Source organism: gamma proteobacterium symbiont of Lampromicra miyakona, assembly GCF_059730895.1.
The window spans coordinates 2,709,735-2,732,873 of record NZ_AP035932.1 but is presented as its reverse complement, the minus strand read 5'-3'; the positions used below and the strand labels follow the sequence as shown (position 1 = coordinate 2,732,873).

Below are 23,139 nucleotides of genomic sequence, written 5' to 3'. Positions count from 1 at the left end.
TGATCATCGACAGCGAACCCTTACAGGCTGTTGCCGTTACTGGCAGGCTGTGCCGGCGCGGCCTGCTCAACCGGAGCGGCTTCAGCGGGCTGCTGCACATCCGCCTGCGGCGCGACGGCGGTGGCACCCTGCGGCGTCATCGGCTCTTCTTTCGGCATCGCGTCAGAAGACTCTTGTACCATCACCGGCGCAGGCTGGGCTTCGCCCGGCTGACCGTTGATTTTGGTCGGCATACCGGTACGTGCCTGGATGGCGTTGTTCACGGCATCCTGATTGGTGCTGGCATCGGCCACCACTTTGGTCACGGCGGACGTCAGGCTGATTGGCACCAGTTCACGTGAGTTGAACTGCTCTTCGGTGGTCGACAGCGGGTTGTGAACCTCGATATAGCGCGAACCGTCTGGCTCAACGGTGGCTTTTACCGGCTGGTCAATGAACTGGACGCGCGTACCCACTGGCACGTTGTCGAACAGCCATTTGATGTCGTCTGCACGCAGACGCACGCAGCCGTGGCTCACGCGCAGGCCGATACCAAAGTTGGCGTTGGTGCCGTGAATCGCATACAGACGGCCAATGTACAGCGCGTACAGGCCCATCGGGTTATCCGGACCTGCCGGGAACACGGCCGGGATGCTCTCGCCGCGCGCCGCGTACTCTGCGTGCATCGCTTTGGTTGGCGTCCAGGTTGGACCATTCTTCTTGCGCTCAACCGCGGTGGTCCAGTTAACCGGCGTATCTTTACCCAGCTCGCCGATACCGATCGGCAGCACCACGACAGTTTTGGTGCCTTTCGGGTAGTAATAGAGACGCATCTCGGCGCTGTTGATCACGATGCCTTCACGCGGTGCGTCAGGCAGAATCAGCTGCTGCGGGATCACCATTTTAGTGCCTGCTTTCGGCAGGTAAACGTCCACGCCCGGATTGGCTTCCAGCATGTTGCTGAGGCCCATCTGGTACTGCGCCGCAAACGCTTCCAGCGGCAGTTTGCTGTCGTCTGGCACGGTGATTTCAATATTTTCGCCAATCAGGCGGCTATTCGCTGGAGGCAGCGGATAGACGACTGCAAAGGCCGACTGGCTGAACGCCGCCAGTACGAGGGCGAGTGAAGCGAACGCGCGAATGCTTTTTTTCATGTTTTTACAAGTCGTTATGGCCATTTTCATGGCTTGTCAGTGTGTCGAACCCATCAGGGTCAGAATAACCCGCTGCGCATTATATGTGCATAGGCGCAATGATGGGAATCAGGATTTTCGCTGGTTGAAGATACTTTACGCAAAACGCCACGTTTCACAGACTATTCTCTTTGCCACGCCGCCCAAAATGTGAATTTTCTTACGGTTGCCACAGCGTCACTTCGCCGCTCAGTTTACGGTTGAGGAAAAACGCGGCACTGATCAACGCCAGATGGGTCAGCGCCTGCGGCATGTTGCCCAGCGCGTTGCCGTGCGAGGTAAACTCCTCGGCGTACAATCCCAGCGGATTGGCGTAGCTCAGCAGCTTTTCAAACTCGAAATGCGCCTCGTGCACCCGCCCGGCGCGCGCCAGACACTCCACATACCAGAACGAACAGGCGGCAAACGCACCCTCGCCACCGGTCAGCGCATCGGCGGGCGTCTCACTGATGTTATAACGCCGCACTAAACCGTCGCTCACCAGATGGGTTTTAATGGCATCCAGCGTGGCGATCCACTCCGGATCGGTCGAGCTGACAAAGCGCACCAGCGGCATCAGCAGCATCGACGCATCCAGGTATTTACCGCCGCGCGTGGCGGTGAAGTGGCCGAGTTCATCGTTCCAGAAGTTCTGCCAGATGTCGTCGCGGATCTCGCTGCGCACCCGGTCCCAGCGATCGTATGGCATCGGCAGCGAACGCTTCATGCCCAGCCGCAGTGCGCGGTCCAGCGCCACCCAGCACATCAGGCGCGAATGCAGAAAATGCTCCGGCTCGCCGCGCATCTCCCAGATACCGGCGTCCGGCTGGTTCCAATTAACGCAGACGTAGTCAATCATACTGGACACATGGCGCCAGCCGCGCTGCGAGATGGCTTCGCCGTATTTATTGGCAAGGTAGACCGCATCCATCAGCTCGCCATAAATATCCAGCTGCGTCTGGCGCCAGGCATCATTGCCGATGCGCACCGGGCGCGAGTTGGCGTAACCGGAGAGGTTGAGCAGTTCGGTCTCGTGCAACTCGGTGCCGCTGTCGAGGCGGTACATCACCTGCAAATGCGGCGTATCGTCGTGGCTGTGCTCAACGCAGCGGCCGACCCAATGGGTGAAGTCACGCGCTTCTTCCACATAGCCGAGCCGCATCAACGCGTACATGCTGAACGAGGCATCGCGGATCCAAGAGGCGCGGTAATCCCAGTTACGCTCGCCGCCCAGCTCTTCCGGCAGGCCAAAGGTGGCGGCAGCCGCAATTGAGCCGTGCTGGTGCGAGGTGAGCAGCTTGAGCGCCAGCGCCGAGCGCGTCACCATCTCGCGCCAGCGACCGCGATAAGAGCTGTGGCTGCTCCAGCGCCGCCAGTAATCCACGGTATCGCGAAAGCAGCGCTCGGTCGCGATATGCTGCACCTGCGGATCGTCATCGTTGCCAAACACAAATTCGGCGTGCTCACCGGCCTGCAGGGTAAACTGCGCCACCGCGCTGTCCGGTTCGCGCGTCATCACCACCGTGGCGCTCAGGCGCAGCGACGGCTGGCCTTCGGCGACAAAGGCGATACCGCCGGGGCGCGTCTCCGTGCGCGTTTCGGCACGGGCATAGTCGTGGCGCGGCGCGCAGCGCAGATCAAAGGTGGCGGTGCCGCGGATCATTTTTACCCGCCGCACCAGGCGCGGCACTTTGCTGCGCTCATCGCAGATCGGCATGTAATCGGTGATTTCCGCCACGCCGGCCTCATCAAGCCAGCGGGTTTGCAGAATGTTGGTATCGGGCAGGTAGAGCTGCTGCTGGCGCGCGTTTTGCCACTGCGGTGCCAGCGAAAACAGGCCGGCTTCGTCGCTGTCGAGCAGGGCGGCAAACACGGAGGGGCTATCGAGTTCAGGCCAGCAAAGATAATCAATGGTGCCGTCGTTCGCGATCAGGGCACAGGTGCGTAAATCACCGATGACGCCGTGGTCGTCAATTCTGCGTTTAATCTTGCTCATCCTGCCTCCTGAACGCTATCCGATTGTTAACTATAGACGAAACGGCAGAATCGGCTGCGACGTGGCACAGAACGATAACTTCTATACTGTGAAGACACCCATCAGGCAGGAGAACGTTATGACACTGGGCAAACAGAAAGTCGCCGTAGTGACCGCTTCAGATTCGGGGATTGGACGCAGCTGCGCCGTGATGCTGGCCGAGGCCGGTTACACCGTCGGCATTACCTGGCGCTCGGATGAAGAGGGCGCGCAGGAGACCGCGCGGCTGGTGGAGAGTAAAGGCCAGCTGGCCCAGGTGCGGCAGCTCGATCTGTCCGATCCGCAGGCTGGCGGGCAGCAGCTGGCGCAGCTGATCAATTCGCTGGGCCGCATCGATGTGCTGGTGAACAATGCCGGCGTGATGACCAAAGCCGATTTTCTTGATGTGACCTTTGAGGACTGGCGCAAAGTCTTCACTGTTGACGTAGACGGCGCCTTTGTCTGCGGCCAGATTGCCGCGCGGCATATGGTGGATCAGGGCGACGGCGGGCGCATCATCAACATCACCTCGGTGCATGAGCATACGCCGCTGCCGGACGCCGCCGCCTATACCGCGGCCAAGCATGCGCTTGGCGGGCTGACCAAATCGATGGCGCTGAGCCTGCTGCCGCATCACATTCTGGTGAATGCCGTGGCGCCGGGCGCCATCGCTACGCCGATGAACGACATGAGCAACAGCGAGGCGCACAGCCGGCGCATGCCGGAAATCCCGATTGGCCGCCCTGGCGATACGCGCGAAATCGCCAGTCTGGTGGCGTGGCTGTGCTCGGAATGGGCCACTTACACCACCGGGCAGTCATTCGTGGTCGACGGCGGCTTCATGCTGGCCAACCCGCAGTTCAAGGGTTACCACAGTTAACCGGCGCGGCGGCGGTTCCAGCGGCGAATCACAAAGCGCAGCACGATGCCGAACACAATTGCCGCCGCCAGCCAGATGAAGTGCTTGAGGTGCTGATCAAGCTTGTGCAGCCACGGCGTGATGATTTCACCGGCGAAGTAGCCGAGGGTGACAAAAATCAGCGCCCACAGCGCGGCGCCAATGACGTTAAGCACGAAAAAGCGCAGCGGCTTAAGGCGGCTGGTGCCAATAATAATCGGTCCAATCAGGCGAAAGCCGTACATGAAGCGCACGCCAATCACAAACAGGCTGGGGTGCTTCTGAATCAGCCGGTTAGCTTTTTTAATGGTGTCCTGATGTTTGCGGAAGCGCCGCAGAATGCGTGTGCCATAGCGGCGGCCAAGCCAGAACAGCAGCTGATCGCCAATAATGCCGCCGCCCATCGCCGCCAGCACCACGCCGCTGAAATGCAGCAGGCCCTCGTGCGCCGCGACGCCGCCCAGCAGGGTAAAGGTTTCGCCTTCGGCAATGCAGCCAATCAGCAGCGCCAGGTAACCGTACTGGGTGATTAATCCATTGATATCGATGTGCAATTTTTCCTCCCTGGGTAAGCGATACAGCTAACAGTCTAGCTGGCTGCGGCTTTTTTTGTGCCGCTGGCCGCAAAAACAGCCGCGCCGATTATACTTGAACTGAAGCTGCCTGCATTGGACAGCCTGATCGCTGGGGCAGCCCGTCGCATCAGAGGAGTGATTGTATGAATCATGTCTGGGGTCTTCTGGCGCATCCCAATCAGGAGATGCGTGATATCAAGCAGGAAAACGAGAGCGTTTCGCACCACTACACCCATCACGTTCTGCTGATGGCGGCGATCCCGGTGATCTGCGCCTTTATTGGCACTACGCAGCTGGGCTGGAATCTGGGCGAAGGGCAGTTCGTGCAACTCAACATGCTGACCGGTATTGGTCTCGGCATTCTGTTTTACCTGATCATCTTAGGCGGTGTGGCGGTGATGGGCCGGGTCATTCACTGGATGGCGCGCGACTATCCGCAGCGTCCCAGCATTCAGCGTTGTACCGTGTTTGCCGGCTATGTGGCGACGCCGCTGTTTATCAGCGGGCTGGTGGCGCTCTATCCGCTGGTGTGGCTGTGCGTACTGGCCGGAGCGTTAGCGCTGATGTACACCGGCTATCTGCTGTACGTCGGCATCCCGGTATTCCTTAACATTGACCGTGAAGAGAGCCTGCGCTTCTCCGGCTCGACGCTGGCGATTGGCGTGCTGGTGTTCGAAGTGCTGCTGGCGCTGACGGTGATTCTGTGGGGCTACGGACCACGTTTGTTCTGACGGTGATGAGGGTCAGGTCGTCAGCCATGGCGACCTGACTGATCCCGCTGCGTCTGGCAGCGTTTGTCATGCCCGCCTTTTTTAACGCCCGGAAACAATCTCCCTAAGAAATTTCGCAGACGAGCGCGTATGATAGCGCAGCCAGCCCGCGTCGCATCAGGCCTGACGCCGGCGGCCTGTGTTACAACACAGCGCAAACCTCCTCACCGGATTTTTTTGACACGATGTCTGTAAAAATGCGTATTTCTTTGCTGTCGCTGGCGCTGTTCGTCGCCGCGCCAGCTGTAACGACTCCGGCGCTGGCCGCCGCAGCAAAACTGTCCGATCTGGCGCCGATTGCCCAGCCGCAAATCGCCTCCGGCAGCGCGCTGATTGTCGATCTCGATAATAACAAAGTGCTGTTTTCCAGCCATCCGGACCGGGTGCGGCCTATCGCGTCGATCACCAAAGTGATGACCGCGATGGTGGTGCTGGATGCCCGACTGCCGATGGACGAAATGCTGTCGGTCGATATCAGCCAGACGCCCGAAATGCGCGGCGTATTCTCGCGCGTGAAGCTCAACAGTGAAATCAGCCGCCGCAACATGCTGCTGCTGGCGCTGATGTCCTCGGAAAACCGCGCGGCGGCCAGCCTGGCGCATCACTATCCCGGCGGTTACGACGCCTTTATCCGCGCCATGAACGCCAAAGCGCGCGCGCTCGGCATGACGCACACCCACTACGTAGAGCCGACCGGTTTGTCGCTGCATAACGTCTCCAGTGCGGAAGATCTGGTGAAGCTGCTCAAGGCCACGCGCCAGTATCCGCTGATTGGTCAGCTGAGCACCACCAAAGAGGAGACGGCGGTGTTTAAACACCCCAGCTACGCGCTGCCGTTCCGCAACACTAACCACCTGGTGTACAAAAATGACTGGCGCATTCAGCTGACCAAAACCGGTTACACCGACGAGGCCGGTCACTGCCTGATAATGCGTACCATGATTAATAACCGTCCAGTGGCGCTGGTGGTGCTGGATGCGTTTGGCAAATATACCCACTTTGCCGATGCCAACCGCCTGCGCGACTGGCTGGAAACCGGCAAGGCGGCGCCGGTGCCGGCGGCCGCGCTGGCGTACAAAAAGCAGAAAGCGTCGCAGCTTGCCAGCAGTGCGGACGTGGAGTAACGCAACCTGTTACTCAGCGTAGCGGCGCAAGGGAGTGCGCCGTGTGTCGTGGTGGCGCGTGGCTGACTGTCAACGGCGCTTAAATGAACAAAATTTCTTATCGTTAGCACCAATGTTTTACGCCACCATTCCTATAGTTTCCCTGACGGCAAAGTCCTACACTGGCGACCATTCACGGTCAACCTTGCATTTATAGGCTGTTATTGCGCTGGAATCTCACTCATATGTTCAAGTTTCGTTCTCTGTTTACCCCGTTCCTGCTGCTACTGGTGTTATTCACGCCGGCGCTCAGCTATGCGGATGACAACGCCGCGCCCGCGCAGCAGGAAGAAGACGCGGCACCGAAGGTCAATCCGGCGGTTGAACTGCCGAAGATGCAGAAGATCCTCGACAAAATTAAGGGCCAGGTGTCTGGCGATACCAATGAAAACCAGCTCAACCAGCTCAATGAGATGGCGCTGGAGCTGTCAGGTAATGCGGAAACCCTGGGCCAGGCGCTGATTCCGCAGCGTCAGCAGCTGGATGCGCAGCTGGCGGTGCTTGGCCCGGCGCCGAAGGCAGACAGCGGCGTGAAAGAGACGCCGGAAGTGACGCGCAAACGCGCCGCGCTGGAGAATCAGAAGGGCAAGCTGGATGATCAGATCAAGCAGGCCGACGGCATCAAAAACGGGGCGCTGGTATTGTCCTCGCAGATCGTCAACCTGCGGCGCGATCAGCTGAAAAGCCAGCTGGCGCTCAACTCCGGCAGTATTTTAGGACCGCGCTTCTGGTCACCGCTGTTCAGCCGTCAGGACCTGGATGGCGAAAAAATTGGCGACTTTATCAGCGAGCTGCAGGATACCGCCGCGCTGTCGTGGGAGCCAGGCTGGCGCGTGGGCACGGTCGGCTGGCTGCTGGCGGCGCTGCTGGTGATGACGCTGGGCCGGCGTTACAGCGAAGAGTTTCTGGCGTGGGTCAGCATTCACAAACTGCCGGAAGGGCGGCTGCGACGCAGCTTCCTCGCCGCGGCGATTGCGCTGACTACGCTGGCGGCCGTGGTGCTGACCTTTAACTTTCTCTCGCTGGCGTTTGTGCGCCGCGATGAAGTATCCAGCGACGTGCAGGATTTTATCAGCCGTCTGGTGCAGCTCAGCGTTTACTGCGGACTGATCGCCGGTCTCGGCCGCGCATTTCTGTCAACGCGCCGCCCGAGCTGGCGTCTGCCGAGCATCTCCAGTGAAGTGGCGCTGGCGCTGAAGCCGTTCCCGCCGATTACCGCCGCGCTGGTGTTTATCTTCCAGACCGCCGAGTCGTTTAACTACACGGTCGGCACCAGCCTGAACACCACCATTTTTGCTAACGGCCTGACGGCGCTGCTGATTGGCAGCACCGGGCTGGCGATCAGCATGCGCACCAATCGCGTGCGTCGTCGCATGGCGCAGGCCGGCAATCCGCCGGAAGCGCGTCCGACCATCGTCGGCCTGGTGCAGCTGGCGCTGACGGTCACCGCCGTGGCGATTCTGGTTTCGCTGATTGTCGGCTACGTCACGCTGGCGCGCTTCCTTAGCTATGAAGTGATCTGGTGCGGCATCCTGTTTGGCTCGTTCTACTTCCTCAGTCATCTGATCAACGACGGTTGTGAAAGCCTGTTCTCCACCAACAACGCGACCGGCAAGCGGTTGCAGACCTCACTGAATATTGACGAGCGCTACCTGCAGCAGGCCGCAACGCTGCTCAGCGCCGTGGGGAAAACTCTGCTGGTGGCGTTTGTCGCGCTGGCGCTGCTCAACGGCACGTTTGCCTCGTCCACGCCGATTGAGCTGATCCAGAAAGTCATTGAGTTCTGGGGTGGCAAAGGGCTGGAGTCGCTCAACATTGTGCCGGCGCACATGGTGAACGCCATTCTGTGTCTGGTGGTGGGTATCTACGTGCTGCGCTCGGTGCGGCGCTGGCTGGACAAAGAGTTCCTGCCGAAGACCACCATGGATATCGGCATGCGCGTATCGCTGGTGACGCTGTTCAGCAATATCGGCTACGTGCTGATTATCCTGCTGACGCTGTCGATTATGGGGCTGCAGTGGAACAAGCTGGCGTGGATCGTCAGCGCCCTGTCGGTGGGTATCGGTTTCGGCTTACAGGAGATCGTGAAGAACTTTATCTCCGGTCTGATCCTGCTGACCGAACGTCCGGTGAAGGTCGGCGATCTGGTGAGCATCAGCGGCATCGAAGGGGATATTCGCCGTATTAACGTGCGTGCGACTGAGATTCAGCTGGGCGATAAATCCACGGTGATTGTGCCGAACTCGCAGCTGATTTCGCAGAACGTGCGTAACGCCACCATGGGCAATGCGCAGGGCGTGGTGACGATTCAGCTGACCTTCCCGCTGGATATCGATCCGGTGCAGGTGCGCGAACTGTTGCTGGACGTGTATCGCGAGAACGAGCGTATTCTCGAAACGCCGGAGCCGTCGGTTTCGTTTAAAGATTTGACGCCGGCCGGCATTGTGCTGAGCGTGACCGGCAACGTCGCCAGCCAGCGCCAGATTTCCGGTGCGAAAAGCGATCTGCTGTTCGATATCCTGACGCGCCTGCGCAAAGAGGGCATCGTGCTGTCGACGCCGCAGACCATGATTATCGAACGCCGCGCGCTGCCGGCGACGCAGAATGAAGGTGAAGCGTTGCCATAATGGCATGAGACCGTAGCGGCGCAATTCATTGCGCTAAGGTTTGCCTCTGATGCAGCAAACCCGCGCGATAAATCGCGCCGCTACGGGTCCGGCAGATCTGACTCAGGCTTTCACCGCCCAGCCTTTTTGCTTACTGGTTTTCCCGATGCCCGGGTTAAAGGTATTGGTCGGATCGAGCTGGCGGTAAAACGCCTGCAGCTGCGGTTTGGCCGCATACAGATGGCCAACGTTATGCTCTGCCGGATACTCCGCGCCGCGCGCCGCGAGGATCGCCAGCATCTTCTCCTTCAGCGCATGGGCATCTACGCCTTTCTTCACAATGTAATCCTGATGGAACACGTGGCAGAAGAAGTGGCCGTAGTAAAGGCGATGAATCAGATCGTTATCAAACTCCGGCGGCAGGCGCTCAAACCACTCCTGATCGTTGCGGCGCAGCGCAATGTCCAGCGCCAGAATATCCTCCACTTCGTCAGCGTGCACCGCGTGATAGCGCACGGCGGCACCGGCTGCGGCAAAACGATGCAGAAAGGCGTGCGCGCCCTCCTTGGCGTCGCAGGCAAAGAACTCACCGCCGCCTTCGCGGAAATACTCCTGCAGATACGCCTGCGCTTCGGCCACGCCGTCGCCGGACATCTTCAGCATCAGGTGATGCTCGTATTTGTCACGATACTGCTTCAGGCGCTTCGGCAGGTGTGCCGGGAACCAGCGGCTGATGCGTTGCAGCAGGCGATCGGTCAGGTGCGGCTTAACGAAGCTCAGCTTGCTAAGCCAGGCATCAATCCGGCCTTTGAGGGTGAAAAACAGCGGCATCTTATCGGTGCCGAGTTTATCAATCATCACAAAGGTGTCTTTGCCGTAGACCTCGGCGATGTCGAAAATATCGCGGTGCATGTACTCACCGGCGACCGGTAAATGGGTAAATTCCGCCAGCATGTGGCGACGCAGCTCGCCGAGCGTCGCCGGGTCGTTGGTGCCAATGTAAAACACCTGCTGCTTCGGCTCGGTGGGGAAGGTGTCGAGCCGCACGGCAAACACCGCCAGTTTGCCGGCGCAGCCTGACGCTTCAAACAGGCGCCGCTGGTCGGCATTGAAACGCGCCGGCGTATCGGCGTGAATGTCCCGCACCCGCTCGGCGTATTCGTGGTCGGACGCGTGACGCGCATCCCAGCGCACGTCATCCGGCTGCCAGCGCTCATCGTCCAGCCGGCCGAGAATCTCTTCCGGCGAATGACCGAGGTCGATGCCCAGATGGTTGACCAGCCGGAGCTTGCCGTCGGCGTCCACCTGCGCAAACAGCGCCATTTCGCTGTAGGCCGGGCCGCGTTTGATCAGCGAGCCGCCGGAGTTATTGCAGATGCCGCCCAGCACCGAGGCGCCGATGCACGAGGAGCCAATCACCGAGTGCGGCTCGCGCCCCAGCGGTTTAAGGGTTTTCTCCAGCTGATACAGCGTGCTGCCGGGGAAGGCGAGAATCTGCCTGCCGCCGTCGATCAGCTGCAGTTTGTCGAGACGCAGGGTACTGATGATCACCACCGGGCGATCGTAATCGTTGCCGTTGGGCGTTGAACCTTCGGTCAGACCGGTATTGGCGGCCTGCATCAGCACGATGGCATCGGCCTGAACCAGCGCCTGCAGCACGCGCCATAGCTCCAGCAGCGAGCCGGGGAAAACCACCGCCAGCGCATCGCCCTCGCCGGAACGGAAACCCTTACGATAGCGCGCGGTCTGCTCCGCGTCGGTCAGCAGCTGCGATGCGCCGACCAGACGGCGCAGCTCGGACAGCAGGGCAGGGTGTGAGGTGTTGTTATTCATTAGCCTATCCTTGTCGTTAACGTGGCGTTTCTACTGTAGCACGCGTCGGCCACGGGGGCGCAGTGTGACAATGGCGGCTACCTGCTATCCTCATCTTGTGGCACACTGCCCCGGTTATTTCGATATTGCGCAGTTACTTAAGAGAACCCGACCTGATGAAATGGATTTACTCTGTTAGCCTCGCTGTTTCCCTTGCCGTGCAACCCGCGTTTGCGGACGACCTGTTCGGCCCCCATCCAATGACGGAACAGGCGCGCGACGCCTTTGTTAATCAGCTGCTGAGCAAAATGACGCTGGATGAAAAGATCGGGCAGATGCGTCTGATCAGCGTCGGTCCGGATACGCCGAAAGAGGCGATTCGCGACATGATTCAGCACGGCCAGGTCGGGGCGATTTTCAATACGGTAACGCGTCCGGATATCCGCGCCATGCAGGATCAGGTCATGCAGCTCAGCCGCCTGAAGGTGCCGCTGTTCTTTGCCTATGACGTGGTGCACGGCCAGCGCACTATTTTTCCGATTCCGCTTGGCCTCGCCGCCAGCTGGGATCTGCAAGCCGTTAGCGAAGTGGGACGCATTTCAGCCTATGAAGCGGCAGACGACGGCCTCAACATGACCTGGGCGCCGATGGTGGATGTCTCGCGCGAACCGCGCTGGGGCCGCGGCTCTGAAGGGTTTGGCGAGGATACCTATCTCACGTCGCAGATGGGCAGTGCGATGGTCAAAGCCATGCAGGGCAAGAGCGCCGCCGACCGCTACGCCATCATGACCAGCGTTAAGCACTTTGCAGCTTATGGCGCAGTAGAGGGCGGTCGTGATTACAACACCGTCGATATGAGCCCGCAGCGCCTGTTCCAGGATTATCTGCCGCCGTATAAAGCTTCGCTGGATGCCGGCAGCGGCGGCGTGATGGTGGCGCTCAACTCGCTGAACGGCACCCCGGCCACCGCCGACAGCTGGCTGCTGAAAGATATTCTGCGCAACGACTGGAAATTCAAAGGCATCACCATCAGCGATCACGGTGCCATCAAAGAGTTAATCAAACACGGCGTCGCCAGCGATCCGCAGGATGCCGTGCGCATTGCGCTGAAATCCGGCATCGATATGAGTATGAGCGACGAGTATTACAGCAAATACCTGCCGGGACTGGTGAAAAGCGGCGCGGTGAGCATGGCGGAAATCGACGATGCGGCCCGTCACGTGCTCAACGTTAAATATGACATGGGCCTGTTCAACGACCCGTACAGCCATCTCGGTCCGAAAGGCAGCGATCCGCAGGACACCAATGCGGAAAGCCGCCTGCACCGGGCGGAAGCGCGCGACGTGGCGCGCCGCAGTATGGTGCTGCTGAAAAACTGGCATGAAACCCTGCCGCTGAAGAAAGAGGCCACCGTGGCGCTGGTGGGACCGCTGGCCGATAGCCAGCGCGATATCATGGGCAGCTGGTCGGCTGCGGGCGTGGCGAAGCAATCTGTCTCGCTGCTGCAGGGCATGCGCAGCGCCATGGCCGGCAAAGGCACCGTGCTGTATGCCAAAGGGGCCAATATTTCCGATAACAAAGGTATCCAGAACTTCCTCAACCTGTATGAGCAGGCGGTCAGCGTCGATGCCCGTTCGCCACAGCAGCTGATTGACGAAGCGGTCGCACAGGCGAAAAAAGCGGACGTGGTAGTGGCGGCCGTGGGCGAGGCGCAGGGCATGGCGCATGAAGCGTCGAGCCGCAGCGACCTGGTGATCCCGCCGAGCCAGCAGAAGCTGCTGGCGGCCCTGAAAGCCACCGGGAAACCGCTGGTGATTGTGCTGATGAATGGCCGTCCGCTGGCGCTGGTGAATGAGGACCGCATGGCGGATGCGATGCTGGAGACCTGGTTCAGCGGTACCGAGGGCGGTAACGCCATCGCCGATGTGCTGTTCGGTGATTACAACCCATCAGGCAAACTGCCGGTGTCATTCCCGCGCTCGGTCGGGCAGATTCCGATTTATTACAATCATTTGCCAACCGGCCGTCCGTACAATTTCGAGAAGCCGAACAAGTACACCTCGCACTACTACGACGCGGTCAACGGTCCGCTCTATCCGTTTGGTTACGGTTTGAGCTATACCCAGTTCAGCGTGTCACCGGTGAAGATGTCTGCCCCGACCATGCCGCGTAACGGCACAGTGGAAGCCAGCGTGACGGTGACGAATACCGGCAAACGCGATGGTGCCACGGTGGTGCAGCTGTACCTGAACGATCCGGTTGCCAGTATCAGCCGTCCGGTGCAGGAGCTGCGCGGCTTCCAGCGCATCATGCTGAAGGCCGGCGAGTCACAGACCGTGCGCTTTAAGATTGATGTCGATGCGCTGAAGTTCTGGAATCAGAAGATGCAGCACGTCGCCGAGCCGGGCAAATTCAACGTGATGATCGGGCTGGATTCGGTCAGAACCCAGGATGCGCAGTTCGATTATTTGTAATTGAGGGTTTGTTATCCTGGTTTCCCTCACCCTAACCCTCTCCCGGCGGGAGAGGGAACCGATCAAACCGACTTTTAGCGGATATTATCCTCTGACCTGCCAGCTTCAGCGGACTGCCCCCTCTCCCGCGCGCGGGAGAGGGCTGGGGTGAGGGAAAGGTCATTAGCGCAAGAACGAACAAATGAATCTCCGCCACCGCATTGAACAGCAGGTCTTTCGCCTTAACGGCCTGTCGCTCAACGAATTTGACATCTCTCAACCGCCGGGCGATCCCGGCCTGTTCGGCCCTGACCACATCATCTGGCAGGTGCACGGCGACTTTCCCGCGATGCTGTGCGGCGGCATCAGCGCGCTGATGCTACAGATGCTGCATCCGGCGGCGCTGGCGGGCGTGTGGGATCACTCCAGTTTCCGCCAGGATATGCTCGGCCGGCTGCGGCGCACCAGTCAGTTCATCGCGGTCACCACCTTCGGCAACACCGCTGATGCGCATACCCTGATTGAGCGGGTTAAACGCATCCATCTGCGCGTCACCGGCATCGATAACACCGGCAAACCTTATGCCGCCAGCGATCCGCATCTGCTCACCTGGGTGCACGTTGCAGAAACCAGCCGCTTCCTGGCCGCGCATCTGCGCTACAAAAATCCACAGCTCAGCCTCGCCGATCGCGATCGTTATTACGCCGAAGCGGCGCGGGTGGCGGAAGCGCTTGGTGCGCAGCAGGTGCCGAAAAGCGTAGAGGCGGTTGAGGCCTATTTACAGACGATGCGTGCAGAGCTGGTTTACGATGCGCGCACTCACGAAGTGATGCAGCTGCTGCTTAACGCGCCGGCACCCAGCTGGCAGGCGAAACCGGCGATGCGCGTCATGCTGCGGGCTGGCTGTGGTCTGCTGCCCGACTGGGCGCAACAGCTGATGCAACAGCCGATCGGGCCAGTGGCGCAATGGCGGATTGATAAGCAGATCGCGTTGATTGCCGCCCTGTTGCGCTGGTCAATCCAGCGTGGCGCCTGGGCGCGTGCCATGCAGCGCATGGGGCGCGATCCGCGTTACAGGTGAAATTCATCCTGCTTGCTGGTGTAGCTGCGCGGCGTGCGCGCCTCGCGTTTCAGCAGGAGCTGGCGCTGCTGATAGTGATGCAGCAGCATGCCCAGGCCAACGCCCAGTAGCGCCAGCGGCACCAGCGTGTAGTAGATATCCAGCGGCAGCAGCACCAGCAGCGCGATGGCAGCGACGATCAGCGTCAGGGCTGCCATCACCCACGTATAGCGGACAAACAGCCACAGCAGCAGGGCGAGAATCACGATTTCGCGCAGATTGAGATCGAGGCTTTGCAGCACCATGACGACAGCTCCGCAACAGAAGAGTGCGCTGACAATAGCATGCGAAGCGGTAAAAGAATCGCAAAAAAATCTGAAGCTTCGCCGCCGCTGCCCCCGCCATTCTTAAGCCGGGCTGAACGATGGCCTGGCGCACTTTGAGAGTTTTACCCTTGTGTCACATGGCGCGAGTGCCGATCCTGCTCTATTCTCGGGGAAAATGGATCCCTCCAGGCATTGTCGAGGCGTTATGACACACCAACCTCTGATTGCTGAGGTGCCGAATCAGCAACACACTTTAACCGCCATCGTCGAACAGGATGCGCGTGCCGCCTATTTTTATATCTGGCCGAACGACCTGTTCCGCAGTCAGTACGCCGTGCGCGGCTGCTGGTTGCGCAATCTGCTGCCGGCACCGGCGCAGGAAGATCGCGAAGCGATGGAGCAGGGTATTGCGCCGCTGCTCAGCGCCAGCTATTGCCGCACGCTGGAAGCGGAGCCGATGCTCGATCCGGCCGGCCTGCAGATTCTGTGGGAGCCCAGCGACGACGGTGCCGCGCTGTGGTATTACGGCCAGCTGCTGGCGGTGATCCCCGGCTGGAGCCTGTATCAGGACAAGCAGGTCAGCTTCTCGGCGGGCTGCATCAAAGAGAACCGTCTCACCGCGCCGCTCGGTTCAGCCTCCACCAACGATTACTACGCGCGCGCCGAACAGCAGCGTCATTTCTGGCGTGACTGGCACGATGGCCAGCAGTGGGATCGCGTGCAGAGCGAGCTGCTGCAACGTTACCAGGCGCAGTTTGGTGAGTCGGTAAAATATTACGCCATCGATCAGGGCAACTGGCCGCCGATGGCGATTTCGCAGCACTGGCATAACGGCGTGTGGTATTTCTTCACGCTCGGCATGAGTATCCGGCCGATGCCGCAGGTGGATTACCTGTTTGATGAGCTGGCACCGCAGTACCGGCGTGTAGAGCTGGCGATGGCGGTGGACGGCGAAGTGATGACCGAGGCCAACGCGGTACAGATGGCCAGCGCGCTGGCGGAGTTTGCTCATCTGCCGTGGGCGCGGCTGACGTGGATTGGCGAAGGGCACACGCTGGCGTCGGAGGTCGCGCCGGTCGGCTTTGAAAGCTTCCTGCTGGCCAACGGGCTGGCGGGCGAAAACGCGCAACTGCGGCTGCCGAAGCGCGACGGCGATCGGCCAAATCTGCTGTGGGCGACGCCGATCACCGAAGCCGAGCGGCTGTTTGCCCAGGCGGACGATCGCGGCGGCCAGCAGCTGCTGCAGCGTTTGCTGGCGCAGGGCAGCGATCATGTTTTCCGTCCGCGCCAGGAAGTGGTGGAGTCCGCACCGTAGTGCCTGCCGAATAAGCCCCGATATACCCCTCTGGCAGCGACCAGGCGGGTATTAAGCGGATGCTTCCCGTTCCAGCCATGCGACAAAGCGGTTTAGCGAAGATGATTTGTCCACGTCAGGCGCAATTAACGCCACGTAGCGGCTCCCCTTCGCCTCAATAGCTAACGGGGTGACAAGCCGGTTGCCCTGCAGATCATGTCCCAGCATTTGTATTCCACCGATACCCACACCGACGCCATCAATAATCGCCTGCAGGCTGATATAATTGTGTTCGAATCGCTGAAAACGTTCCGGACGCACCTCGCCGACGCCAGCCTGCTTCATCCACCGTTCCCACTCGCCTGACCGCGTACTGGATAACACGACAACGTGGGTCGCCAGGTCTGCAGGGGTGTTCAGCGCTTTTGTGGCTAACAGTTTCGGCGCGGCAATCAGGGTGAGTTTTTCCTCAAATAACGCTTTCTTCTCAAAGTAACGCCATTCAGGTTTGTTCAGCGCATCCCGGCGAATCAATACGTCAAAGCCAGATAGCCCTTTCACCTCCGAACTGTTTGAGGTGGATACCGAGATTTCAATGTCAGGATATTGGCGGTGGAATGCCGGCAGGCGCGGGATCAACCAGTGCATCGCAAAGGTGGTTTGCGCATTGACGCGTATCGTGCGGGTGTTGGGTGTTTTGCCAAAGCGCACCGCAGCATCGCTGATGATGTCAAAAGCGGTGCTGATCTCTGCGGCAAAAGCCCGGGCATGTTCCGCCGCCACGCTGCGTTGTCCCTGGCGTTCAAATAACGGTTGCCCCAGCCACGCTTCAAGCACTTTGATCTGGCGGCTAACGGCACCGTGAGTCATCCCTAATTCCTCAGCCGCGTCACTCAGGCTGTTGGCGTGCGCGGCCGTTTCGAACAGCCGCAATGCATTCAACGGCGGCAGGTTACGTTTTTTCATCTGTGACTTTTAGTATCAGTGGTGGGCAATATTTATTGATATTATGATCGAATCGCCCTCATTAAGATGCGTGCTTTGCCGTTGAAAATGAGGAAAGTCAGTGGGTGATTATCTCTTTGTGACGCTGATCGCGATCCTCTCCGGAGCGCTGAGTGGCATCATCGGCACCGGTTCTTCGTTACTGCTGCTGCCGCTGATGGTCAGCAATTTCGGCCCCAGAGTGGCGATGCCGGTCATGGCTATCGCCGCAATCCTGGGGAATCTCTCGCGCATCGCGGTCTGGTGGCGTGAAATCGACTGGCGCGCCACTCTGGCCTATAGCCTGCCTGGCGTGCCAGCTGCGTCGTTAGGCGCACATGTGCTGCTTTCTTTACCCGCCTGGATCATTGATGGTGCGCTGGGTCTGTTTTTCTGGGTGATGATTTTGGTCAGACGCAACCTGAAAAACAGTCACTGGACACTCTCGATAAAGCAGTTAGGGCTTTGTGGTGGCGTGGTGGGTTTTCTGACCGGACTGGTTCTTTCCACCGGACCGGTGAGCGTGCTGATTTTTACCGCCTATGGATTGAGTCGTGGCGCATTTATTGGCACGGAAGCATCGAGTGCCTTGCTGTTATATTTCAGCAAGGTCAGTACGTTCGCCTTCCAGCAGGCGCTCTCAATGCAGGTTGTGCTCACCGGTGTGTTAGTGGGCAGTGGCATTATGCTGGGCACCCTGAGCACGAAGGTGATAGTCCAGAGACTGTCAGTCACACAATTTGCCGTGCTGATAGACGTCATTCTGTTTATTTCCGGCGCAGGATTAATCGTTAATGCCTGGTCAGGAGCACCATAAAATCAATCTTCATGTCCCTTGAAATGATTTAAGCGTAGCGGTTCAGCCCCATCGGCATCGCAACGATAAGTCATAGTTGTAATAGGCAACGAATACTTTTCGCGCGATGCTGTGATGAGTCAGTTATGCAAGGTTCAGGTACGCCGGAAACAGACCTGTCAGATGATGACTACGCCGATTTTTGGGCATTCATCATAATGTGATGCGCCCCGGCACGAGCATAGATACACCGGTTCGTGAAAGCTTTTGGAGTATTGCTTGATCTCTTCCTGTGCACGGTCAACCGTCAATTTATGGAAAGAGTGATAAAAACCCACACACCAAAATGAACGCTGCTTAATTTCAGTCTCAATGTAGTGTGATTTAACGATTGAATTCACTTTGGATATGTCGTGCAACATTCCTTTGACTAACGTTGTCGCTTTTATTGCCCGCTTAAATTCAAGGTAGATGTACTGATCCTTGGCAGTATTAGGTTTTCTGAAAATCAAATCGACAAACATGTAAAAACGATTGAGTTTGCTTCTTTGATCAGATTTCGCCTTCAACTCCCTTCTGGTGTGAAAACCCTTCTCATTCAAAAGGAAATATTCAAACTCAATTTGAAACCATTTTTCCCAGTCGTTGTACTCATTGGCCACGACATGGGCAAATCTGGCTTTTACTTCCTTTTTTTTTAATAAACTCTAACAGTGATTCCTTTACAAGCTCAAAATCTTTAAATTCACTCATTTCAGATACCATAAATAATAAATGCTGTGTGCCTGTCTGCTGATTAACGTATTACACTTACATTTTCCAGTTTCACCAGGCTTTCCGGCTTATCACCTACCTGCATAGCAACGGTCACGAACACATTGAGATCCTGCAGCCAGGCGAGTCTGACACGGCTACCCACTTGTCCTGAATCAGTTTGCTGACACTCGACTAAGAGATATTTGCCGCTAAATTCATCCGCAATGCTCTTTGCGTCTCCCATCGAGGTTACCTTGCAGCGTAACCCTGAAGACGTAATTTTTTTATCGGAGTCAATACTCTCCCATTGCGCCTGATATTGTTGACCCGTTACTAGCGGAAAACGCAGATCCGTCTGCAACTTATTAAGGAGTGATGCGCCTGTGCTGATGGACATGGTGAACTTAAGCTGCAACTGATTAGCCAGCGTCAAACGTTGCACCTTCCAGATACCGTAATCTTCCAGCTTACGTACATAACCATTTGGCTGGGCATCCAATTGCACTTCAACCTTACCGAGCGTGCTTACTTCGGTATAACGGACTTGTTTGAAGCGTGGCAGCGCCCAGGGTTTAATCAGTGCTTGTGCCTGCCGTTCAATTTCATCAGAAAGAGAATACTTATCCAGCCACTGCGAATTATTTTTACTCAGGTCAGGCATTAATGGCCCCATCAATGTGGATGCTGGCTTATTCGCAGCGGACACAAAATGCCCTTCAGCGGTAAACTTTTTTCCTGCGGGTAACTGGCAGAGCTGATCGAAACGTTGTGTCATCTGAGTATCAATTTTGAAGCTACTCTTGCGGCGAACAAGGTCAGCAGTGATGAGTGAATCTGTAACGCGCCCCTCGCTGTCGAAATTCATGGCAGCAATTACAGCACCCTGATGGGTCTTACAGTTGTACAGGTAGTGTTCTGTTTTTAATCCCAGCGGCGCATCGTAAGGCGGTTCCCAGATGATATCTGCGTAATCATATCCCAGACGAACCGATAAAATGTCGCCAGTGTGTTGAATGCTATTCACATCGACCAGTTTGGTGGTGCCGATTTCAGACGTGGCTGATAACTTTTCCCACCGAGCCTCTTTTATGGGGAGTTTGCACACCTTGTGGATATCGTCTGCGGTAATTTGCTGATCATCCTGTGCAGGCGCGTACCGGAGATAGCTGTTACCGTAATAACGAGCAATGGTTAAGCCCTTATCATTTAACAGATCCTTATACAGGAGCTGTGCTTTGCCCTGTTTGCAATCAATCGACCGCCATTGTTGCGCCGTTTTTCCGTTATTGAAGTTTAACGACACCATGAAATTTACCCGATCGTGGATGCGGGTAACGGAAAAGGGATTCGTGATGGCACCTGTTAATTCGGGCATATCTGCAGCCTGGACGCAAGAAAACGGCAGGAGAGACAGCAAAGAAAGCGGACGAATTAAAGAGCGTACGAAGTACATATATGGTCCTTCATATATTGATTAAGAAGTTCAGGTATCGGCATCTTGCAGCAAATTTTTAGGCTCTGTGCGTGGGCAGCTTAGAAATGCACTATACGTGGGGCGAGTACGTCCGCTGTTAGCACAACACAAAGGAACCAGCGCTTGCGCCATATTCCCTTTCAGGACGATTCCGGACGGCGAACTGAAGGCCGAAAGCCCGGCGTAGCGACTGGCACGGAAGTTAACACCAGAGCGGTCAGAAAGGGGGCAGGGTAAGGCCAGTGACAATAAGCGCTCTTATGATCACGCTATTCAATCAGTTAACCATTTTGTGATCTGGCGCACCTCAAGTTCCTCTGTAACAAGCCGTTAACCTCGATCAGGCAACTCGCCACACCAGGGTAAGGGCACACCGATGTTAAAAACCACACAATCCCGTTTTACCGCGACTTTAGTCGCATTCTTCGTTGTTCTTATGCTGGTCACCGTCCTGGTGATTAACCAGTTCATCGCACCGCAGCTTAGCCAGAACGAAAGCCGGCTGGTGCGCTATGAGGTGGATGGTCTCGCCGGACGTATCGTCGAGCAGATGAACCGCGTGCAGGCGCAGCAGCGTGCCATTACCGAAGCGGCGGGCGTGATGGACAGCGCCGCCATTGATACGCTGCTGCCGGCGCTGGTTAACCAGTATCAGGACAGCAACGTGTTCGGCGGCGGTATCTGGCCGTTACCCAACCGGCGCGATCCGGCGAAAGAGAAAGACAGCTCGTTCTTTGCGCGTAACGCCAGCAACCAGCTGCAGGTCAACACCTACTGGAACTCCGATGCTGCCGACAAATACTGGGAGCAGCCGTGGTACAAAGATGGCATGGCCGCAGAAAAAGGCCAGTGCGCGTGGGCGAAGGCTTATCAGGATGCCGCCAGCCCGCAGCCGCGCACCAACTGCGCCATGGCGATTTACCGTAACGGCACTGTGTGGGGCGTCTCAACCATTGACGTCACGCTCGGCTTTTTCAACCAGCTGGCGCAGCAGATGGGTGAGGCGATTCATGGCCGCGTACTGATTGTCGAAGCGGACGGCAAAGTGGTCGGCAATGCCGCGCTGCTGGAGGGGACGCCGAAGCTGGAAAATCTGGCTGATACCCAGCTGCCAATGGCGGCGGCGCTGAAAGGGCTGCTGGCACAGGCCGGTTCTCAGCCGTCGCAAACCACCTTCAGCGGAGAAGATGGTGAGCACACGCTGTTCCTGCAGGCCATTCCCGGCAGCCCGTGGTATCTGGCCAGCGACGTGCCGTCAGCGCTGCTGGATGCGCAGACGCACAGCATGCTGACCCGTCTCGGCCTGGTCCAGATCCCGCTGGCGATTCTGCTGCTGCTGGTGCTGCTTGGCTTTGTCCGCGCGATGATGAAACGCCTGAATCTGCTGCATCAAAACATCGAAGCGCTGTCGACCGGTGGTGCGGATCTGACGCAGCGTCTGCCAGCCAGCAATAGCCCGGAATTCAACGCTGTGGCGCAAAGCTTCAACCAGTTCATCGCCCATTTGCAAGGGCTGATGCGCCAGGTGGGCGACAGCGCACTGGCGATTACCGCAGCTTCACGCGAAATCGCCAGCGGCAACGCTGATCTCTCGGCGCGGACGGAATCGCAGGCGAGTTCCATTGTGCAAACCGCCGCGTCGATGGAAGAGCTGACCGGCACGGTGCGTCAGAACGCCGACAACGCCACGCACGCCAACCAGCTGGCAGATGGCGCGTCTCAGGTCGCGGCGCGCGGCAGTGAAGTGGTGCGTCAGGTGGTCAGCACCATGGGTGAAATCCATCACTCCTCGCGTAAGGTGGTGGATATCATCAGCGTCATCGACAGCATCGCTTTCCAGACCAACATTCTGGCGCTCAACGCGGCGGTAGAAGCGGCACGCGCCGGTGAACAGGGTCGCGGGTTTGCCGTGGTGGCTTCGGAGGTACGCAATCTGGCGCAGCGTTCCGCCAACTCCGCGCGCGAAATCAAAAAGCTGATTGAAGAGTCGGTGGCCAATATCGACACCGGCAGCCAGCTGGTGGAGCAGGCCGGACAAACCATGGACGAGCTGATGCAGGGCGTCAGCAGCGTGACAACGCTGATGAGCGAAATCATGTCCGCCAGCCGTGAGCAGAGCATGGGGATCGAACAGGTGAACGTGGCGATTACCCAGCTCGACGGCAGCACCCAGCAGAACGCGGCGCTGGTGGAGCAGGTCTCGGCAGCGGCGCGCGCCATGGAGGAGCAGAGCGTGCAGCTTGAGCAGGTGGTGCACGGCTTCAAACTGTAATTCATTCCGTCAGAGAGCACAGCGGCGCGTTTTTTGCGCCGCTGTCACGCTTTTCCCCGCCTTTTTCTGCTGAATTATCTGCTGGCTGCTAAGCTTACTGCTTATCGCGCCAGCGCACGGAATGTGCGCGATTTTCTCCGCTGCCGCTTCCGCTATTGTGTACAATAGTGGGGATTTTTCCGAAGGAGTTGTCATGCCCGCCATTGAAGTTATCCTCGTTGACCACCTCGATCGTCCCACCGGCAAGATGGAAAAGCTGGAAGTGCATGAGAAAGGATTGCTGCATCGTGCGGTAACGGTTTACGTGTTCAATTCGCGCCATGAACTGTTGCTGCAGCGCCGGGCGCAAAGCAAGTATCACTGCGGCGGTTTGTGGAGCAATACCTGCTGCAGCCATCCCTACCCGCAGGAGCCGACGCGCGATGCGGCTGAGCGCCGCCTGCGTGAAGAGATGGGACTGGATCTGGCGTTAACGCCGGTGTTTGAACTGAGCTATAACCTGCCGCTCAGCAACGGTCTGATCGAACATGAGTACGGTCACGTGTTTTTCGCCATCAGTGACGAAGTGCCGGTGCTCAACCTTGATGAGGCTGACGACTGGTGTTACCGCTCTGTCGAACAAATTCAGCAGGAGATGCGCGATAATCCGGCAAAATTCACGCCGTGGTTCCTGCACACTTTTCCACGCATCCCCAACACGCTGGGCGATTTCCGCCTCACCGCCTGAGCCAACGC

General features: G+C 58.1%; 18 protein-coding genes. 10 read left to right on the top strand and 8 right to left on the bottom strand.

Annotated elements, in window-relative coordinates; genetic code table 11:
* Positions 1–20: 20 nt before the first annotated feature.
* Entirely contained in the window at positions 21–1,133 is a 1,113-nt protein-coding gene (locus AC6I8P_RS12735; protein ID WP_058757840.1) for a L,D-transpeptidase family protein, read from the bottom strand.
* A 199-nt stretch (positions 1,134–1,332) separates the two neighbouring features.
* Positions 1,333–3,147, bottom strand: a complete 1,815-nt coding sequence (locus AC6I8P_RS12730; RefSeq protein ID WP_021508478.1) for a glycoside hydrolase family 15 protein — start codon at positions 3,145–3,147, stop codon at positions 1,333–1,335.
* 118 nt (positions 3,148–3,265) lie between these two features.
* On the opposite strand from AC6I8P_RS12730, the gene AC6I8P_RS12725 reads away from it, so the two are divergent.
* Positions 3,266–4,045 carry an SDR family oxidoreductase gene (locus tag AC6I8P_RS12725; RefSeq protein ID WP_058757839.1) on the top strand — a complete coding sequence of 260 codons (780 nt, stop codon included), beginning with the start codon at positions 3,266–3,268 and terminating at the stop codon, positions 4,043–4,045.
* On the opposite strand, the gene AC6I8P_RS12720 is transcribed toward AC6I8P_RS12725, so the two are convergent.
* On the bottom strand, positions 4,042–4,617 hold the full coding sequence (locus tag AC6I8P_RS12720) for a DedA family protein (protein WP_021508476.1): 576 nt from the start codon (positions 4,615–4,617) through the stop codon (positions 4,042–4,044). The two genes, AC6I8P_RS12725 and AC6I8P_RS12720, sit on opposite strands and share 4 nt — an antisense overlap.
* Positions 4,618–4,781: 164 nt before the next feature.
* Here AC6I8P_RS12720 and AC6I8P_RS12715 point away from each other — a divergent pair, with 164 nt between their 5' ends.
* The 3 genes from AC6I8P_RS12715 (at position 4,782) to AC6I8P_RS12705 (ending at position 9,198) form a co-directional block, all read left to right on the top strand.
* Complete coding sequence (locus AC6I8P_RS12715) at positions 4,782–5,369, top strand: Yip1 family protein (protein WP_021508475.1); 588 nt, start codon at positions 4,782–4,784, stop codon at positions 5,367–5,369.
* Between the two features lie 224 nt (positions 5,370–5,593).
* On the top strand, positions 5,594–6,532 hold the full coding sequence (gene pbpG, locus AC6I8P_RS12710) for a D-alanyl-D-alanine endopeptidase (protein WP_136547062.1): 939 nt from the start codon (positions 5,594–5,596) through the stop codon (positions 6,530–6,532).
* 224 nt (positions 6,533–6,756) lie between these two features.
* Complete coding sequence (locus AC6I8P_RS12705) at positions 6,757–9,198, top strand: DUF3772 domain-containing protein (RefSeq protein ID WP_058775310.1); 2,442 nt, start codon at positions 6,757–6,759, stop codon at positions 9,196–9,198.
* A 102-nt stretch (positions 9,199–9,300) separates the two neighbouring features.
* On the opposite strand, the gene dld is transcribed toward AC6I8P_RS12705, so the two are convergent.
* Positions 9,301–11,010, bottom strand: coding sequence for a D-lactate dehydrogenase (gene dld / locus AC6I8P_RS12700; RefSeq protein WP_125308390.1), 1,710 nt, complete (start codon positions 11,008–11,010; stop codon positions 9,301–9,303).
* Positions 11,011–11,165: 155 nt separating this feature from the next.
* On the opposite strand from dld, the gene bglX reads away from it, so the two are divergent.
* Both bglX and AC6I8P_RS12690 read left to right on the top strand, forming a co-directional pair.
* Positions 11,166–13,463 carry a beta-glucosidase BglX gene (gene bglX, locus AC6I8P_RS12695; RefSeq protein ID WP_031279874.1) on the top strand — a complete coding sequence of 766 codons (2,298 nt, stop codon included), beginning with the start codon at positions 11,166–11,168 and terminating at the stop codon, positions 13,461–13,463.
* Positions 13,464–13,644: 181 nt separating this feature from the next.
* A complete protein-coding gene (locus AC6I8P_RS12690; RefSeq protein WP_211725767.1) occupies positions 13,645–14,523 on the top strand; it encodes an oxygenase MpaB family protein in 879 nt (292 codons plus the stop codon).
* On the opposite strand, the gene AC6I8P_RS12685 is transcribed toward AC6I8P_RS12690, so the two are convergent.
* Positions 14,514–14,807, bottom strand: a complete 294-nt coding sequence (locus tag AC6I8P_RS12685) for a DUF983 domain-containing protein (RefSeq protein ID WP_150361787.1) — start codon at positions 14,805–14,807, stop codon at positions 14,514–14,516. The two genes, AC6I8P_RS12690 and AC6I8P_RS12685, sit on opposite strands and share 10 nt — an antisense overlap.
* Before the next feature lie 226 nt (positions 14,808–15,033).
* Between AC6I8P_RS12685 and AC6I8P_RS12680 the strand changes: the two genes are divergently transcribed.
* Complete coding sequence (locus tag AC6I8P_RS12680) at positions 15,034–16,143, top strand: suppressor of fused domain protein (RefSeq protein WP_494260291.1); 1,110 nt, start codon at positions 15,034–15,036, stop codon at positions 16,141–16,143.
* A gap of 51 nt (positions 16,144–16,194) precedes the next feature.
* Here AC6I8P_RS12680 and AC6I8P_RS12675 read toward each other — a convergent pair whose 3' ends face one another.
* Positions 16,195–17,088, bottom strand: a complete 894-nt coding sequence (locus tag AC6I8P_RS12675) for a LysR substrate-binding domain-containing protein (RefSeq protein ID WP_498030651.1) — start codon at positions 17,086–17,088, stop codon at positions 16,195–16,197.
* 100 nt (positions 17,089–17,188) lie between these two features.
* On the opposite strand from AC6I8P_RS12675, the gene AC6I8P_RS12670 reads away from it, so the two are divergent.
* Positions 17,189–17,923: a sulfite exporter TauE/SafE family protein gene (locus AC6I8P_RS12670; protein WP_211726277.1), complete on the top strand. Its 735-nt coding sequence runs from the start codon at positions 17,189–17,191 to the stop codon at positions 17,921–17,923.
* A gap of 158 nt (positions 17,924–18,081) precedes the next feature.
* On the opposite strand, the gene AC6I8P_RS12665 is transcribed toward AC6I8P_RS12670, so the two are convergent.
* Positions 18,082–18,564: a hypothetical protein gene (locus tag AC6I8P_RS12665; protein WP_125308394.1), complete on the bottom strand. Its 483-nt coding sequence runs from the start codon at positions 18,562–18,564 to the stop codon at positions 18,082–18,084.
* A 134-nt stretch (positions 18,565–18,698) separates the two neighbouring features.
* On the bottom strand, positions 18,699–20,111 hold the full coding sequence (locus AC6I8P_RS12660; protein ID WP_125308396.1) for a hypothetical protein: 1,413 nt from the start codon (positions 20,109–20,111) through the stop codon (positions 18,699–18,701).
* 397 nt (positions 20,112–20,508) lie between these two features.
* On the opposite strand from AC6I8P_RS12660, the gene AC6I8P_RS12655 reads away from it, so the two are divergent.
* Positions 20,509–22,404, top strand: a complete 1,896-nt coding sequence (locus tag AC6I8P_RS12655) for a methyl-accepting chemotaxis protein (RefSeq protein ID WP_058769488.1) — start codon at positions 20,509–20,511, stop codon at positions 22,402–22,404.
* A gap of 193 nt (positions 22,405–22,597) precedes the next feature.
* The gene (idi, locus tag AC6I8P_RS12650; protein ID WP_058757829.1) at positions 22,598–23,131 is read left to right on the top strand and encodes an isopentenyl-diphosphate Delta-isomerase; all 534 of its coding nucleotides are present in this window, start codon (positions 22,598–22,600) and stop codon (positions 23,129–23,131) included.
* Positions 23,132–23,139 lie beyond the last annotated feature (8 nt).

Coding starts and splice junctions, on each gene's coding strand:
- AC6I8P_RS12735 (WP_058757840.1), bottom strand. CDS start 1,133: ATGAAAAAAAGCATTCGCGCGTTCGCTTCACTCGCCCTCGTACTGGCG.
- AC6I8P_RS12730 (WP_021508478.1), bottom strand. CDS start 3,147: ATGAGCAAGATTAAACGCAGAATTGACGACCACGGCGTCATCGGTGAT.
- AC6I8P_RS12725 (WP_058757839.1), top strand. CDS start 3,266: ATGACACTGGGCAAACAGAAAGTCGCCGTAGTGACCGCTTCAGATTCG.
- AC6I8P_RS12715 (WP_021508475.1), top strand. CDS start 4,782: ATGAATCATGTCTGGGGTCTTCTGGCGCATCCCAATCAGGAGATGCGT.
- pbpG (WP_136547062.1), top strand. CDS start 5,594: ATGTCTGTAAAAATGCGTATTTCTTTGCTGTCGCTGGCGCTGTTCGTC.
- AC6I8P_RS12705 (WP_058775310.1), top strand. CDS start 6,757: ATGTTCAAGTTTCGTTCTCTGTTTACCCCGTTCCTGCTGCTACTGGTG.
- dld (WP_125308390.1), bottom strand. CDS start 11,010: ATGAATAACAACACCTCACACCCTGCCCTGCTGTCCGAGCTGCGCCGT.
- bglX (WP_031279874.1), top strand. CDS start 11,166: ATGAAATGGATTTACTCTGTTAGCCTCGCTGTTTCCCTTGCCGTGCAA.
- AC6I8P_RS12690 (WP_211725767.1), top strand. CDS start 13,645: ATGAATCTCCGCCACCGCATTGAACAGCAGGTCTTTCGCCTTAACGGC.
- AC6I8P_RS12685 (WP_150361787.1), bottom strand. CDS start 14,807: ATGGTGCTGCAAAGCCTCGATCTCAATCTGCGCGAAATCGTGATTCTC.
- AC6I8P_RS12680 (WP_494260291.1), top strand. CDS start 15,034: ATGACACACCAACCTCTGATTGCTGAGGTGCCGAATCAGCAACACACT.
- AC6I8P_RS12675 (WP_498030651.1), bottom strand. CDS start 17,088: ATGAAAAAACGTAACCTGCCGCCGTTGAATGCATTGCGGCTGTTCGAA.
- AC6I8P_RS12660 (WP_125308396.1), bottom strand. CDS start 20,111: ATGTACTTCGTACGCTCTTTAATTCGTCCGCTTTCTTTGCTGTCTCTC.
- AC6I8P_RS12655 (WP_058769488.1), top strand. CDS start 20,509: ATGTTAAAAACCACACAATCCCGTTTTACCGCGACTTTAGTCGCATTC.
- idi (WP_058757829.1), top strand. CDS start 22,598: ATGCCCGCCATTGAAGTTATCCTCGTTGACCACCTCGATCGTCCCACC.